Origin of the sequence: Sphingobium sp. IP1 (assembly GCF_002708645.1) — a bacterium.
GTDB classification, from domain to species: domain Bacteria; phylum Pseudomonadota; class Alphaproteobacteria; order Sphingomonadales; family Sphingomonadaceae; genus Sphingobium; species Sphingobium yanoikuyae.
Genome location: NZ_NOIW01000026.1, coordinates 1 through 13701, shown reverse-complemented (window position 1 = coordinate 13701; position 13701 = coordinate 1). Strand labels below are relative to the sequence as shown.

Annotated in this window: 15 protein-coding genes; 6 read left to right on the top strand and 9 right to left on the bottom strand. The window is 63.1% G+C overall.

Going from position 1 to position 13701, the window contains the following annotated elements:
• Nucleotides 1-61: 61 nt before the first annotated feature.
• From CG471_RS11405 to CG471_RS11390, 4 genes are all read right to left on the bottom strand, one after another.
• The gene (locus CG471_RS11405; protein WP_099231921.1) at nucleotides 62-826 is read right to left on the bottom strand and encodes a tyrosine-protein phosphatase; all 765 of its coding nucleotides are present in this window, start codon (nucleotides 824-826) and stop codon (nucleotides 62-64) included.
• A gap of 4 nt (nucleotides 827-830) precedes the next feature.
• Nucleotides 831-1343 (bottom strand): VOC family protein, encoded by a 513-nt coding sequence (locus CG471_RS11400; RefSeq protein WP_099231920.1) that lies wholly within the window; start codon nucleotides 1341-1343, stop codon nucleotides 831-833.
• Nucleotides 1344-1405: 62 nt separating this feature from the next.
• Nucleotides 1406-2197: an SDR family NAD(P)-dependent oxidoreductase gene (locus tag CG471_RS11395; protein ID WP_099231919.1), complete on the bottom strand. Its 792-nt coding sequence runs from the start codon at nucleotides 2195-2197 to the stop codon at nucleotides 1406-1408.
• 121 nt (nucleotides 2198-2318) lie between these two features.
• Nucleotides 2319-3197, bottom strand: coding sequence for an AraC family transcriptional regulator (locus tag CG471_RS11390; protein WP_099231918.1), 879 nt, complete (start codon nucleotides 3195-3197; stop codon nucleotides 2319-2321).
• Between the two features lie 152 nt (nucleotides 3198-3349).
• Here CG471_RS11390 and CG471_RS11385 point away from each other — a divergent pair, with 152 nt between their 5' ends.
• The 3 genes from CG471_RS11385 (at nucleotide 3350) to CG471_RS11375 (ending at nucleotide 5592) form a co-directional block, all read left to right on the top strand.
• A complete protein-coding gene (locus CG471_RS11385; RefSeq protein WP_099231917.1) occupies nucleotides 3350-4639 on the top strand; it encodes a sulfotransferase in 1290 nt (429 codons plus the stop codon).
• 90 nt (nucleotides 4640-4729) lie between these two features.
• Nucleotides 4730-5047 (top strand): 2Fe-2S iron-sulfur cluster-binding protein, encoded by a 318-nt coding sequence (locus CG471_RS11380; protein WP_099231916.1) that lies wholly within the window; start codon nucleotides 4730-4732, stop codon nucleotides 5045-5047.
• Nucleotides 5048-5088: 41 nt separating this feature from the next.
• On the top strand, nucleotides 5089-5592 hold the full coding sequence (locus CG471_RS11375) for an ester cyclase (RefSeq protein WP_099231915.1): 504 nt from the start codon (nucleotides 5089-5091) through the stop codon (nucleotides 5590-5592).
• 32 nt (nucleotides 5593-5624) lie between these two features.
• On the opposite strand, the gene CG471_RS11370 is transcribed toward CG471_RS11375, so the two are convergent.
• The gene (locus CG471_RS11370) at nucleotides 5625-6278 is read right to left on the bottom strand and encodes a TetR/AcrR family transcriptional regulator (protein ID WP_257211501.1); all 654 of its coding nucleotides are present in this window, start codon (nucleotides 6276-6278) and stop codon (nucleotides 5625-5627) included.
• Between the two features lie 78 nt (nucleotides 6279-6356).
• On the opposite strand from CG471_RS11370, the gene CG471_RS11365 reads away from it, so the two are divergent.
• From CG471_RS11365 to CG471_RS11355, 3 genes are read left to right on the top strand one after another with little or no spacing between them, the layout of a single operon-like run.
• Nucleotides 6357-7295, top strand: coding sequence for a Rieske 2Fe-2S domain-containing protein (locus tag CG471_RS11365; protein ID WP_099231913.1), 939 nt, complete (start codon nucleotides 6357-6359; stop codon nucleotides 7293-7295).
• 14 nt (nucleotides 7296-7309) lie between these two features.
• The gene (locus tag CG471_RS11360; RefSeq protein WP_099231912.1) at nucleotides 7310-8383 is read left to right on the top strand and encodes an aromatic ring-hydroxylating dioxygenase subunit alpha; all 1074 of its coding nucleotides are present in this window, start codon (nucleotides 7310-7312) and stop codon (nucleotides 8381-8383) included.
• Nucleotides 8384-8441: 58 nt separating this feature from the next.
• Nucleotides 8442-9518 (top strand): LLM class flavin-dependent oxidoreductase, encoded by a 1077-nt coding sequence (locus CG471_RS11355; RefSeq protein ID WP_099231946.1) that lies wholly within the window; start codon nucleotides 8442-8444, stop codon nucleotides 9516-9518.
• A 102-nt stretch (nucleotides 9519-9620) separates the two neighbouring features.
• Here CG471_RS11355 and CG471_RS11350 read toward each other — a convergent pair whose 3' ends face one another.
• The 4 genes from CG471_RS11350 to CG471_RS11335 form a co-directional block, all read right to left on the bottom strand.
• Nucleotides 9621-11276, bottom strand: coding sequence for an FAD-dependent oxidoreductase (locus CG471_RS11350; RefSeq protein WP_099231911.1), 1656 nt, complete (start codon nucleotides 11274-11276; stop codon nucleotides 9621-9623).
• Nucleotides 11277-11350: 74 nt separating this feature from the next.
• A complete protein-coding gene (locus CG471_RS11345; protein ID WP_180275673.1) occupies nucleotides 11351-12271 on the bottom strand; it encodes a TIGR03619 family F420-dependent LLM class oxidoreductase in 921 nt (306 codons plus the stop codon).
• 95 nt (nucleotides 12272-12366) lie between these two features.
• Nucleotides 12367-12939: a 2-phospho-L-lactate guanylyltransferase gene (gene cofC / locus CG471_RS11340; protein ID WP_099231909.1), complete on the bottom strand. Its 573-nt coding sequence runs from the start codon at nucleotides 12937-12939 to the stop codon at nucleotides 12367-12369.
• Nucleotides 12936-13701 (bottom strand): 2-phospho-L-lactate transferase CofD family protein (locus tag CG471_RS11335; protein WP_099231908.1); only part of this gene is annotated, 766 nt, incomplete at its 5' end. The genes CG471_RS11335 and cofC, both read right to left, overlap by 4 nt.

Below are 13701 nucleotides of genomic sequence, written 5' to 3'. Positions count from 1 at the left end.
CACCACGCCCGGAAGCAGAAGCCCGGCCACGGTGGCGGAGAGGCCCGCGCAGATTTCCCGCCTAGTCTGTGGCAAGCAATTGCTTCAGCGCCGCGCGCCGCTCGGCGTCGACCCCTCCCGCCTCGAAATAGCCCTCGATGCCGCCCCAGCGAGTCGCGACCATATCAAGCGCGCTCAGGAGGAAATCATCCTGCACGCCGATCAGGATCGCCACCATGTCGTCGGGCGGCACGAAGCCGAAGGTCTTTTGCAGATCGCGCTTGAGATGCCCCGACACGCGCAGATTCTGACCGAATATGTCGGATTTGCGATAATCCTCGATGATCACGGGACGCGGCACGGCGAGCAGCTCCAGGAACAGGGCGACGACGACGCCGGTTCGATCCTTGCCGGCGGTGCAATGGACCAGCATCGGCGTGTCCTGCGCCAGCAGCGCATCGACCATCCGCGACAGATGTGGGAGAAAGGCCTGCGGCATGAGCCCATAATTATGTGTCATCACCTCGATCGCGCGCGCGGCGGTCGGCTCGCGGCCGAGCGACATCCACATCTCCTCCCCCTGCGCGCGCAGGTCGGTGTTCATGTCGAGGTCGAGCATCCGGCAATCCGGACCGCACCAGCCATGCGGCGCGGCGTCCCTTTCGATCGTCGATCGGAGGTCCGCCACCGAGCGAAAGCCCAAGTCCGACAATTCCGCATGATGATCCTCGAAGAAACTGGCCGGACCTTCGGACCGGAACAGGATGCCGGACCGGACCCGCCCTCCGTCAGCGGTCGGCAGGCCGCCAATATCGCGGAAATTGAGGCGGGACAGGGCGATGGTCATGCAGTCAGTCCTTCACGGGCGGATAGGTGGGGACGACGGCACGCATCTGCGCCAGAAGGTCAGGCGCCATCCAGACATGCTCGACATAATGACCCAGCGTCGCGCGCTCGTCGGTGTAGATATAGCGCAGCATGTCGCCCAGCGCGCCTTCGAACACGACCGGATGCCGGGTCAGGTCGAGCGAGGCGACATGGGCCTCCCAATGGCCAAGCGGTCCGTCGATCCGGGTCGCGACATGATGAAAGCGAATGGCCAGGGCGTCGCCATCGGGCAGAAAATCGCTGAACAAGGGGGCCGTGTCGCCCACCGGTTCAATCAGTTCGACCTCGACGCCGCCGACCACCGCAAGCGCGATCTTCAGCACGGGCTTGCCGTTCGGGTCTTCGCCGGGCTGGATGTTCGACAATTCGAAAAAGCCGGGCGTGCCATAAGCGTCCTTGAGCGCGGCCATCGCCGCGTCGAGATCGTTGGTGACATAAGCGACCTGACAATGCTGGCTGTTGGGCCGGGCGAACATGCATATCTCCTGCTATTATCGACAGTCAGGTCGTAAAACCCGGCGTTGCACCTGCCGCTCGGTCAGTTGGCAGACATCTTGCCGCCGTCCACGACGAGCGTGTCGCCAGTGTGGTAGGCCGCCATGTCGCTTGCGAGATAGACGACCGCGCCCTCCAGGTCGGCCGGCTTGCCGGCCCGCCCGAGCGGCGCCTTCGTGGCGACGATGTCCGCGATCGCCTTCCCCACTTCCGGATCGGCAAATGTCATTTCGGTTTCGATGAACCCCGGCGCGATGACGTTGCAGCGCACGCCGATCGGACCGAGTTCGGCCGCCAGCGCCTTGGCAAGGGCGTTGAGCGCGCCCTTGGCAATGCCGTAATGCGCCATGGTGGGCACGCCCTGGAAGATCGAACCGCTGCCGCAGATGATCAGCGAACCGCCCGAGTCGCCCGCCTCGGCGCGGGCCTTCATATGCCGCGCACCCTCCCGCAGGGTGAAGACGGCGCCGTCGAGATTGACGTCGATCAGCTTGCGGTAGGTGGCGACGTCCATGTCCGTGAACGGCACCCGGCTGGCGATGCCGGCATTGGCGACGACCGTGTCGACCCGGCCCATGGCATCGAGCGCGCGGGCGAAGCCAGCGACGATCGCGGGCTCGCTGGATACGTCGACGACATCGGCGAAGACCCGCACCCCATGCGCGCGCAACGCGGCGGCCGCCTCTTCATTCTTGTCGGCGCGCCGCCCCCAGAGGATGACGTCGCTGCCAGCACGGGCAAGGCCGCGGGCAAAGCCAAAGCCGAGACCCGAATTGGCGCCCGTGACCAGCGCCACCTTGCCGCTCAGATCGAACAGATTTTCCGGCACGTCCATTCTCCCGATGGCCGCTCGAACGACGGCAGCGCTTTGGCGCAACATTGCTGGCGACCGGGCCGATGAACAAGCGGCCCCAGTTTCGCGATCGTGCCAATGCCATCGCGAAACGGCCCTGCCTTCAATGCATCATGCCCTCGCGGAATTGCCGGGGCGTCAGTCCGGTGGCCTTGCGGAAGGCGGCAGAAAAGGCCGCCGCGCTGTCGAAGCCGCAATCCCAGGCGATGACCTTGATCGCGGGACTGGCCTGGCACAGCAACTGCTTCGCCCGGTCGATCTTGCGATCGGCGACATAGCGGGTGAGCGTCTGGCCCGTGGCGATCTTGAACTGTCGGAAGAAATGGCGGGTGGACAGGCCGCATTCGGCCGCCAGCTCGGCGACGGACGGAGGTTTCCCCGGCTGCTCGACGCGATCGCCGATCCGTTGAAGCTGGGTTCGCGACATCCCGCCTCCTCCCGTTCCGCCATCGCGCGCCGAACCGCGCAGATAGCGCTGCAATTCGATCGCGGCCTGGAGCCATATCGCTTGTGTCAGCATCTCGCTGCAAAAGCCGGGTTGCGCAATCTCGCCAGCAATGCGCCGCAGCGCCTCGCGCACGGCGAGGCTGCGCACGTCGAGCGAGGCCAGCAAGGCGTCGTTCGACAGGTGCGGCTCGTCATGATCGAACCCCATCCCGTCGAAGCCGCAGCATATGGATGTCTGCTCGCCCTCGCCCCACTCGGTATGCAGTTCGCTTCGCGCCGGAACGAACAGCACGTCGCCCAGGGCGCTGGCCCTGCCCTCTTTCATCCCGCCATAGCCGCCGCAGGGACGACCGGGGCGAGGGGACAGCGCAAGATCGAGAAAGCTGCGCGGCGAAGAAAAGACCCCGCCCTGCTGGCCGCGGAAGCGGTAATGATGCAATTCCATCACCACGCCGGGCAGCGCGATCCGGCCCCGGACCGTGCATTCCATGGCTGGTGTGACGGGCAGATCATAGACCTGGGAAACAGCGTTCATCCAACCTCTCCGGACAGTTTCGCCTGCCGCGACGCCATCGCTGCATGGCATGGCGCTTTTGCGGAGCATTTGGCGCGGCGGCGATGGCTGCGCACCTTGCGGAAGAAAGGGTCCGCGCTTTTAGTTGGGCGGATCGAAAAGAGGAGAGCGACATGGGCAGTGCCGTGCAGGAAGAGGCCGCGCGCCGTAACATCATCGACATTACCGACCTGCATCACCCCGTGCTGACAGATGTCCAGAAGCAGGTGATGGCCGGGGCCGAAGCGGCGGCCGATCAGATCGTCCTGAAGCCGGAGGTCATCCTGGCCGCCGCGCAGGCTCAGACCGGGCTGTCGGATTTCGGCGCGGAGGATTTTCGCGAGCGGCTGGCCGTCTGGTGCCAGGCGGTGGACGAGGATGCCAACGCCTCTGCGGTCACGCGCGCCAATCTGTTCCAGATGATGATCCGATTTGCCGCGACCCGCCTGCGGATCGAGGACATGGTGAAGCGGCACCCGGAGATATTGGACATCCAAATCGATCGGCCGATCATCGTCGCGGGCCTTCCCCGATCGGGCACGACGCATCTGCTCGGCCTGCTGTCGGCCGACCGCCGGTTCCGCTCGCTGCCCTGGTGGGAAGCGATCGCACCGGTTCCCGCCCCGGACGAAATCCCGACGGGCGAGGATAGCAATCCACGCTGGACCAAGGCGGAACAGGGCTGGCGCATGATGGAATCCATCCTGCCCTATATGGCGATCATGCACGAATTTTCGCCCGATCATATCAGCGAGGATATCGAGCTTCAGGCGGTCGACTTCTCCTCCTATCTGATCGAGTGGCTGGCGCATGTACCGCGCTGGCGCGACTATTATCTGAGCCACGACCAGTCGGGCACCTATGCCTATCTGAAGAAGGGCCTCCAGGTCCTGACCTTCCTGAACGGGCCAAATCGCTGGGTCATCAAATGCCCGCAGCATATGGAACAGTTGCCCGCCCTCTATAAGACCTTTCCCGACGCCACCTTCGTCCTGACCCATCGCGATCCGGTCGGGTCGATCCGGTCGCAGCTCACCATGTACAGCTATGCCGCGCGGATGTTGCGCAAGACGGTCGATATCCAGGAGCCGCTCGGCTACTGGCCCGACCGCTATGAAAAGCTGCTCCGCGCCTGCGTGCGGGATCGCGACATTCTGCCCCCCGACCAGACGATCGACGTCTATTTCCATGACTGGATCAGAAATCCCGATCCGATCCTGAAAGAGATTTACCGCATCGCCGACATCCCGCTGACCGATGAGGCCCTGGCCCATCTGCACAACTATCTGGCCGAGCATGGCGAGCAGGCCAAGGGCAAGATCGTCTATGATCTGGAACGCGATTTTCATGTGACCGGCGAGGCGTTGCGCCGCCCCTTCGCTTTCTATTTCGATCGCTTCCCGGTGCAGGTCGAGGTGAAATAGCAGCGTTCACGACCTGCCTTTCGACAGGTGGGAAATCAGCGCACCCTGATTAGGAGGGGACATCGATTCCGATCCCAGCAGAGGAATGCCATGCCCGAATTAAATGTCATTACCCGTGACGGCGCACAGCAGACGATCAACGCATCCGCCGATACGTCCGTGATGGAAGCCATCCGTGATTCCGGTTTCGATGAATTGCTGGCGCTGTGTGGCGGTTGCTGTTCCTGCGCGACATGCCATGTCTATGTCGACCCGGCTTTCGCTGGATCCCTGCCCCCGGTATCGGACGATGAAAGCGATCTGCTGGATGGATCACCGCACCGCAACGACCATTCGCGCCTGTCCTGTCAGGTCATGATGACGGATGCCCTGTCAGGCCTCACGATCACCATCGCCCCTGAAGACTGAGCCCAACGCACCACCCCCTGAATGCATGAGAGAGGATTATCGTGGCCTGGAAAGAAGATATTCGTGAACAGCTCGATGTGTCGGATTCGACCGTTCTGACCGACAAGCAGAAGCAGATGGTCAAACATTGGACCGACCTGCAGGAAACCCTGAATGCCGGCGACTTTGACGGCATGGATCGGTTTTTCCATCCCGATTTCCGATACGGCAATCCCAACCGGCCGGATCTGGGCACCTATGAACAGTGGAAGACGTCGCCGGTCGCCCTCTACAAGACCTTCTTCCCCGCCGCCTACAAGACCATCGACGCGGTCGGCAAGGGCGAGGACGAGATCTGGATCTACGCCACCCACTACTGCAAGCATGTCGGCGGACCCTATATGGGCGTGCAGCCGACCGGCAACGAGTTTCAGGTCAACTGGTTCTCCATCGTCAAGTTCAAGGACGACAAGATCATCAGCATCTTCAGCATTTCCGACGTGCTGACCATGCTGAAGGATATCGGCGTGGTGGAAGTCCCGCAGCCGGTTGATCCCTACAAGTAAACGGAAGCGCCATTGCCCTTCTTCCGCTCTGGTCAAGCGACCGGCGGAAGGAGGGCAGCGAGCAGGAAGGCGGCCAGCCTGTCCGCATGTTCGGCGGCATGGACATCATCCACTTCCCGCCCGGCCCCCAGCCGTTCCTGCATCGGAACGGCGCAGAAATAATAACCGACCCCCTGCACCAGCAGCGCCATCAGCGCCGCCGTCGACAGGCCATGAACCGGCCGCTGGAGCCGCACCGCGTCGAGCAGGCCGTCGAGCCGCCGCTGGAACGGCAACACGAAATGCTCGACGATATGGTCAAGGCGCCAGGTCGAACGGCATCCTTCCACATTGGTCAGCGACACGATGTCGCCATTGCTGGTCGCCCACAGGCAGAAGCGCTGGATCAGATGACGCAGCCGCACTTCCGGATCGGCGGCCTCGTCAAAGGCGGCTTCGACGAAGGGCGAGGCCTGCGCCATGCGCCAGTCGACCGCGCGTATCCACAAATCCTCTTTCCGGCCGAACCGGACATTCAGCAAATTGTGGCTGACCCCCAGGCGTTTAGACAGGTCCCGCAATGTCGTAGCCTCGTAGCCGCGCGCCGCGAAGGTCGCGAACGCGAGCGCCAGCAGCTTGCCCTCGTCCACGGCATGGGCGGCATTCAGGGCGGGACGGCCACGGGTGCGCTGGGGACGATCGAGCATCAGCATATCCATAGTGAAAAGACGTTGACATATAAATTGTCATCCGTCAATTTAATGGAAAGGAGAGTGGATAGCGCTATGAGTCTCGATTCTGATCTTTGGTGGGCTGTCGCACGGTCCGAGGAAGTGACCTCTCAAAAGCCCCTGTCCGTCGATATCGGCGATCAGCCGGTCGTGCTGTGGCGCGATAATCAGGGCATCGCCCGCGCGCTGGAGGATCGTTGCCCGCATCGTCGCGCGCCGCTGTCGCTCGGCTGCATCCGGGACAATGGCCTGATCCAGTGCGGCTATCATGGCTGGAGCTATGACGGCGAGACGGGACGCCTCAAAGAAATCCCGAACATGAAGGATCAGCAGAAATTCCCGCCGATCTACAAGGCCAATGCCTTCGCGGTGACCGAACAGGCCGGTTTCGTGCGGGTCTGCCTCAATCCCAAGGCGCAGGCACCGCTCAGCGCGGACCCCAAATATACCTATGTCGGCACCGTCAACGTCAGTTGCAGCCATCAGGAATATCTGAACGCGCTCTATGACGATCCCGGCCTGATCCTGTCGATCCGCGGCGTCCGCTTCAGCCCCTATCTGATGTCGGAACTGCACGAGGAAGACGGCCTGCTGGTGATGGAGCGCAACTGCCAGTGGCATCCGCTGCACTGGCCGTCGCATTTCGTGGCCGAATTTCCGCTCACCCTGCTGACGCGCACCCATCCGCTGACCGGCGAGACGCAACTGACGCTGCGCGACGACCAGTTCAACGACCTGCTCCATGCCGTTCTTTCACCCGTGCCCTCGGCGCGGGGCGTGACAGCGGTGCGCTGGCGCGCCGAGATGGGCGTGCGCCATCCCGGCGTGCGCGGCGCCGTGCTGCGCGGGATCAATCCGCTGTCGGTGCTCGCGTCGGTCGACGGATCGAAATTGCGCGCCACCAAGCCCACCGTCTCGCTGCATGGCGAGGATTTGCGCAAGGTGATGCTCGAAACCACGCCCGCGACCCATGATCAGACCGTAGCGGCCTGAAGGAGGATTTGAAGATGCTCGAAACCGCCGATCGTCCCGTCTCGCACGACGATAATTCCGCCGCGCCATCGGGTGGCAGCCCGATCGCGCTGAACGCGATCAATCGCTGGGTGCCGCATAATCTGGTGATGCGCGATAGCTGGTTCCCGGTGGCGCACAATTATTCCGTGACCGGCAAGCCTGTTCGTCGCGCCATCTATTCGCACCCCATCTTCCTGTGGCGCGACAATGGCGTCGCCGTCGCCAGCGAATTTCATCCCAATGAACGGATCGCCCGCGATAAGAGCGAGTTCACCAACGCCCAGGGCCGCTATCCGGTCATGGAACATTATGGCGTGGTCTGGGTGTGGTTCGGCAATCCGCTGGCCGCCGATCCCCGCCACTTGCCCAGCCTGCCCTTCCTCCCGCCCAAGGGCGGCCTGCCCCGCCACATGACCGCGACCGTCCGGTTCGAGAGCGCAGCGCCGATCAGCCTGGAAAATCTGATCGACCTCACCCATGCCGACTTCCTGCACGCCGACGTCGTCGGCGACGAACGGTCGGACAGCGAGACGGTGGAAACCTTCTACGATAGCGAGACCGTCACCATGGTCCGCACCTGCGTCAACAAGTCGGTCGCGCCGGTGATGAAATTCTTCAGCGGCATCAAGCAGCCGACCCAGAATGTGCGGCAGGTGATCCGCATCTATCTGCGCTCGCACTGCGCGATCGCCTATGGCCGTTTCAGCCCCGGCGACGACGTGCCGCTGTTCCACCCCTGCACGCCCGAAACGCGGGACCGCACGCGGATGGAAATGGTCATGAACACGTCCAATGCGGGCCTGATGTTCCGCCATGTCATGCCCAAGGCGGGCTACAAGGTGTCGCGGCAGGACAGCTATATGACGTCCCCGCAAAGCCCGCGCTATATGCGCCATACCGACCGCAAGGACCTGCACAGCAAGTTCGACCAGGCCGGGCAGCGCTATCGCATGGCGATGATGGACATCGCCGACCGGCAGGCGAAGGGCGATTTCGCCTATCGCGACAATGTCAGCGCCGATTGCAGCGACATCATTGGCCTGCGCAAGGAACTGTTCCAATTCTGATCTGATCTTCCCCATGAGCGGACGGCAGCGTCCGCTCTTTTTCTTTTCCGGAGACGCCATGCCCAAGCTCGTCAATGCCGTCGGCGGCGAACGCCGCTGGTGGGCCGTGATGCCTACCCTGCCCGCCCCCGCCATGGGAGGTATTGGCCAGCAAATGGAGCAGGCGGGTTTCGAAGGCTGCTTTTCCCTGCAAATCTACGGCCCGCCCTTCGTACCGATGGCCGCCACGGCCGCGCTGACCAGCAGCCTGAAAGTGGGCACGGGCGTCGCCATCGCCGGAACGCGCAGTCCGGTCGAAACCGCCTATGCGGCGATGGACGTCGATCGCATTTCCAATGGCCGCTTCGTGCTGGGGCTGGGATCCAGCATCAAGAGCTGCGTCACGGGCATGTATGGCGAGCCGGAACGCAAGCTGCTGTCTCACCTGCGCGAAAGCGTCAAGGTGATCCGCTATGTCATCGCCAACGCCCATAAGGGGCTCGATCCGATCAAGGGGGAATATTTCTTTGCCGATTTCGAGGAGATGATGCTGACCGCGCCGCCGGTGCGGGAGGAGATTCCGATCTGGATCGCCGCGCTGCAGGACAAGATGACCGCGCTGGCGCTGGAGGTCGGCGACGGCCTGATGGTCCACGCCCTCTGGTCGGCCGCCTATACCAGGAGCCGCCTGCCCTTCATCTCCGACACGCTGGCCAAATATGGCCGCAAGCGCGAGGATATCGAAATCAACGCCTGGCCGTGGATCGCGGTCAATGACGACAAGCAGAAGGCGATCGACGACAGCCGCGCCACCGTCGCGGCCTATTCCGGCTACAAGGAATATGAGCCCTTCTTCGAGGCGATCGGCTTTGGCGATCAGGCGCGCGCCTGCCAGCTCAGCCTGGGCGAACATGGCGACATCGGCAAGGTCATCGGTAATGTCTCCGACGAGATGGTCGAAGCCTTCGTGACCTGCGGGCCAGTGGACGAAGTGCTCGAAAAGATCGAACCCTTCTGGGACGTGGTGGACTCGCTCTGTCCGATGACGCCCTATCGGGACCTGACCATGGAGCAACTGACCGACTATAATGCGGGCCTGTTCAAACTGGTGGCGACCGCCCGGGCGCGCGCGGGGATGGTTGCCGAACCGGCATAGCAGCCACGGTCCTCTCAAGCGTTGAAACGGCGGAAGCCGGGATCGGGATTATCCCTGATCCCGGCTTCCGCCGTTTCGCCGTTTCGCCCCACCCAAAAGGGATCAGGCCGGCACCAGTGCCTCGGCCATGGCTTTGCCCGCGATGAAGCCGGTCACCATGGCCGGGCCGACATTGCAGCCATGGGCCGGCGATTTGCCGCGCCAGATGGAATTGGCGTCGAGCCCTGCTGCAAACAGTCCCTCCACAGGCGCGCCGTCGGCGCCGATCACGCGGCACTGCGCGTCGATCTTGAGGCCGACCGTCGTCGACCCGTCGCCCGGATAGATTTTGATGGCGTAGAAGGGCGCCGTCTCCACCCGGCCCAAACATGGATTGGGCTTATGCTTGGGATCGCCGATCTCGATGTCGATCTGCGTGTCGCCCTTGCCGAAATCGGGATCCTTGCCGGTCTCGGCATAGCGGTTCATCTTCGCGACCGTCGCCATCAGGCCATCGGCGTCCACCCCGATCTTGCCGGCCAGTTCGCGCAGGCTGGGCGCTTCCGTGACATAGCCCGCCGCGATCAGTTTCTTGAGGCCGCCACCGCCGGGATAGACCATGCCCATGCCATATTTCTTGATGAAGGCGGCGTCGCCGATGATGTGGGCGGGCACGGTGCCGCTCTTGTGCATGGCCTCGACGAAATGGACGGACGCCTCGTTTCCGAACCGCTCGCCCCTGGCATCGACCGCGATGCAGCCGGGCTTCGACATGTCGATCAGATGGGCATAGCGCGCGACATAGCCGTCCGGCCGCGTCATCTTCGACACCACGGCCCACACGGCGTTGACCAGGTTTTCGCCGTCCAACGACGCGCCAGCCTCCAGCCCCATATTCATCCCGTCGCCGGTATTTTCATAGGGCAGGATCGAGACATGCTCCTCGGCATAAGGGATATAGGCCTTGCGCAGTTGCTCGCTGGCGGAAAAGCCGCCCGACGCCAACAGGACGCCCAGCTTGGCCGGAATATCCTCACCATTGACGCGCACGCCGGTCACGCGGCCGGCCTTCACCAGCAGCCGATCGACGGCGGCGTCCTTGCGCAGCGTGACGCCGGCATCGATCGCCGAGCGGATCAGCCGCGCCGCGAGCGCATTGCCCATGGTCAGCCGTGTGCCGCGCGGATAGCGACGAACCTTGTCCAGGCCGAACTTCGCGGCCAGCTTTCCGAAATGGAACAGCGACTTTGGCGAGGGCATGTCGGCCAGATAGGGGAGATCGAACAGATCGATCATGAAGCCGCCGGGCGCGTTGAACTCCTCGCGCGCGGGACGGAGCTCGGCGAAATGATCGCCCAGCTTCTTGCCATCATATTCCTGCGGCGACAGCAATCGGCCATGATCGGCTGCGCCAACGATTTCCGGATACCAGTCGCTGCTGGGCGGCGAGAGCAGGAAATGCACCTGGCTGTTCTGGTCCAGCCATTCCACCATTTCCGGACCGGCGTCGAGATAGGCATCGATCAGCGCGGGGTCGGCCGTCGGTCCGATCACGTCCAGCACATATTGCCGCGCCACGGCGCGGCTGTCCTCAACACCGGCGGCTATGGCCTGCGGGCTGCCGGGGATCCAGATGCCGCCGCCCGAAACCGATGTCGTGCCGCCGAAATGTTCGGCCTTTTCCAGCACCAGGACCGACAGCCCGGCAGACGCGGCCCTGATCGCCGCCGTCATGCCCGCAGCACCCGATCCTACCACCACAACATCATATTGGGCCATCACGTCCTCCCGATCCTTCTTTCGATATCCATGGGGGAAAATCGCAGCCGCCCGCGCCTTTCCCCCGGCAGGTTTCAGATTTTGGGCATGATTTCCTCGGCCACCCACTGGAGCCGATCGAGATATTCGGTCAGCCCGGATATGCCCGGCGGCAGCGGAACGATGGTTTCATTGACCCCCAGTTCCTTCAGCCAACCCACCTGATCAATGACCTTTTGCGCGTCCCGCGTTCCAGGCGCGCGCGGGTCGTCCATGATCTCATGATGCGCGCCGACATTGAGCATTTCCAGCGCAAAGAACAGGTCGATCGGCCGTCCGTCATATTCCGGTTGCGAACGGATGAAGTCGAGGCATTCGGGAAATTTCTCCGGCGGCGTGCGGAAGGGCGACCAGCCGTCGCCAAATTTCGCCACGCGCCTGAGCACCGGTTCGGCGTCTCCCCCGAGCCAGATCGGCAAGCGCGGTTGCTGCACAGGCTTGGGCGCGAAACCGACATTCCTGAACTGAACGAATTCACCCTCGAATTCAGGCTTTTCCGACGTCCATAATTCGATGATCGCAGCGATATATTCGTCGGCCATGCGTCCGCGCTGGTGAAAGTCGACATTCAGCATGTCGAACTCTTCCTTCAGCCAGCCGACGCCGAACAGGGCCGTGGCCCGCCCCCCGCTCAGCCAGTCGAGCGTCGACCAGGCCTTGGCCTGGACGATCGGGCTCTGTAGCGGCAGGATCGACACCGAGGAGCTTAATTTCATCGTCTTGGTGCGGCCGGCCAGGAAGGAGAGGGCAACCGTGCCATGGACATAATGGTCGCCCGACAGGCCAATATGCTCCTGCGGAATGATGAAATGTTCGCCCAACATGCACTTGTTGAAGCCAAGCTGATCGGCCGTCGCCATCGCCTGTCCGATGTCGTCCCCGGTCAGGCTATATTCCCAGGCTTGCGTCATCGCCGCAACATGCATGCTGTTGGGCACGCCCACGTTCAGTTTCATCGACCGATCCTCCCTGATTTTCAGATTGGCGGGCAGAATGGCCGGGATCGTTTCGACCACACCTTTCCTTGGGAAGGAAAGCGCAGGTCAAGATTTCAGTCTTGCCTTGCCGAGAATATATCCTGAAGTTCAGCCAAATCGGCGGGCGTATCGACATCGAAGCCAAGGCTGGCCCGTTCCACGATCGCGGCTGCCGGACGCTGCTGCCTGTGGGACATCAGACTATCCTGCCCGAAAGCGAAGCGGAAGGGGTCGGCATCCCGGATTGCCACCGCATTTGTACCGCGTCCGTGCCGATCCGGCGCGAAGGCACAGCCGCAGTCGTTTGCGGCCGCCAGCAAGACCTGGACATCTTCCACCGTGAGATGCGGCAAATCGGCATGGATCACGAGCAAGGGGCGGTTGCCCAATTGTGCGCGCGCGCCCTCCAACTCTGGATTGAGGCCCCCACCGCTGTCGGGCAACCAATGCGACGGCCATTCAGGCACGACCGTCGGCGCAAGACAATATAGGGAATTGATCGCATCCACTTTGGACAGACAGGTCATGACCCGTGCGGCCATCGCCGACGCCAGCGCCATGCGCTCGGCTGGTTCCAGCGCGTCCCGAAGCCGCGATTTACTTTCCACTCCCTGTTTCAAAGGGACGAGAGCAACCCAGTCCGTCACGGACGAAGGGCGATCGCGAGATCGAGCGCCGCCTGCGCCACGCGTATCTTGTCATCCAGGGTCGTCATCAGGGTCGCGCAACGCCCAACGACGATGTCCGGCGCCTCGCAACGGTCTCCGCTATCGATCAGGATGCCGTCGATTAGCCCGGCATAATGCCGGACGATGCTGTCATTATCGACCGCCATGCGCAATTCCTGCATCAGCTTGGCGGTCGGGCCCTTGACCGCCGTGCCGCCGACGAGCGGAGACACGGCGATGACGGGCGCCTTGGTCCGTTCGATCGCCGAGCCTATGCCGGGCACGGCCAGCAACGGATCGACACTGAGAAATGGATTGGATGGGGCGATCAACACCGCGTCGGCCGACTGGATCGCCTCGATGACGCCGGGGGCCGGGACGGCATGCGTCGCGCCTTCGAACATGATGTGTCGCACGGCCGGCGCGCAACGCTGTTCGACGAAATAGCGTTGAAATTCCAGCCGGCCCTGATCCGTATCCAATATCGTGGCTACCGTCTGGTCGCTCATGGGCAGTATCCGGGTGGCGATGCCCCACTGGTCGGCAAAACGCGCCGTGATCTGCGACAGACTTCGCCCCTGCGCCAGCGCATGGGTCCGCGCCACATGAAGCGCCAGGTCGCCGTCGCCGAGTTGAAACCAGTCCTCCCCGCCCAATTCGCGAAGGGCCGCCATGAAGCTCCAGCTTTCGCCTTCCCGCCCCCACCCCTGCGCGCCATTCGCCTTGCCGGACAGCGTATAG

Bases quoted from the DNA above. Each gene is read 5' to 3' on its own strand.
- CG471_RS11360 (WP_099231912.1), top strand. From the start codon at position 7,310: ATGCTCGAAACCGCCGATCGTCCCGTCTCGCACGACGATAATTCCGCC.
- CG471_RS11385 (WP_099231917.1), top strand. From the start codon at position 3,350: ATGGGCAGTGCCGTGCAGGAAGAGGCCGCGCGCCGTAACATCATCGAC.
- CG471_RS11405 (WP_099231921.1), bottom strand. From the start codon at position 826: ATGACCATCGCCCTGTCCCGCCTCAATTTCCGCGATATTGGCGGCCTG.
- CG471_RS11345 (WP_180275673.1), bottom strand. From the start codon at position 12,271: ATGAAACTGAACGTGGGCGTGCCCAACAGCATGCATGTTGCGGCGATG.
- CG471_RS11395 (WP_099231919.1), bottom strand. From the start codon at position 2,197: ATGGACGTGCCGGAAAATCTGTTCGATCTGAGCGGCAAGGTGGCGCTG.
- CG471_RS11390 (WP_099231918.1), bottom strand. From the start codon at position 3,197: ATGAACGCTGTTTCCCAGGTCTATGATCTGCCCGTCACACCAGCCATG.
- CG471_RS11365 (WP_099231913.1), top strand. From the start codon at position 6,357: ATGAGTCTCGATTCTGATCTTTGGTGGGCTGTCGCACGGTCCGAGGAA.
- CG471_RS11350 (WP_099231911.1), bottom strand. From the start codon at position 11,276: ATGGCCCAATATGATGTTGTGGTGGTAGGATCGGGTGCTGCGGGCATG.
- CG471_RS11400 (WP_099231920.1), bottom strand. From the start codon at position 1,343: ATGTTCGCCCGGCCCAACAGCCAGCATTGTCAGGTCGCTTATGTCACC.
- CG471_RS11380 (WP_099231916.1), top strand. From the start codon at position 4,730: ATGCCCGAATTAAATGTCATTACCCGTGACGGCGCACAGCAGACGATC.
- CG471_RS11370 (WP_257211501.1), bottom strand. From the start codon at position 6,278: ATGCTCGATCGTCCCCAGCGCACCCGTGGCCGTCCCGCCCTGAATGCC.
- CG471_RS11355 (WP_099231946.1), top strand. From the start codon at position 8,442: ATGCCCAAGCTCGTCAATGCCGTCGGCGGCGAACGCCGCTGGTGGGCC.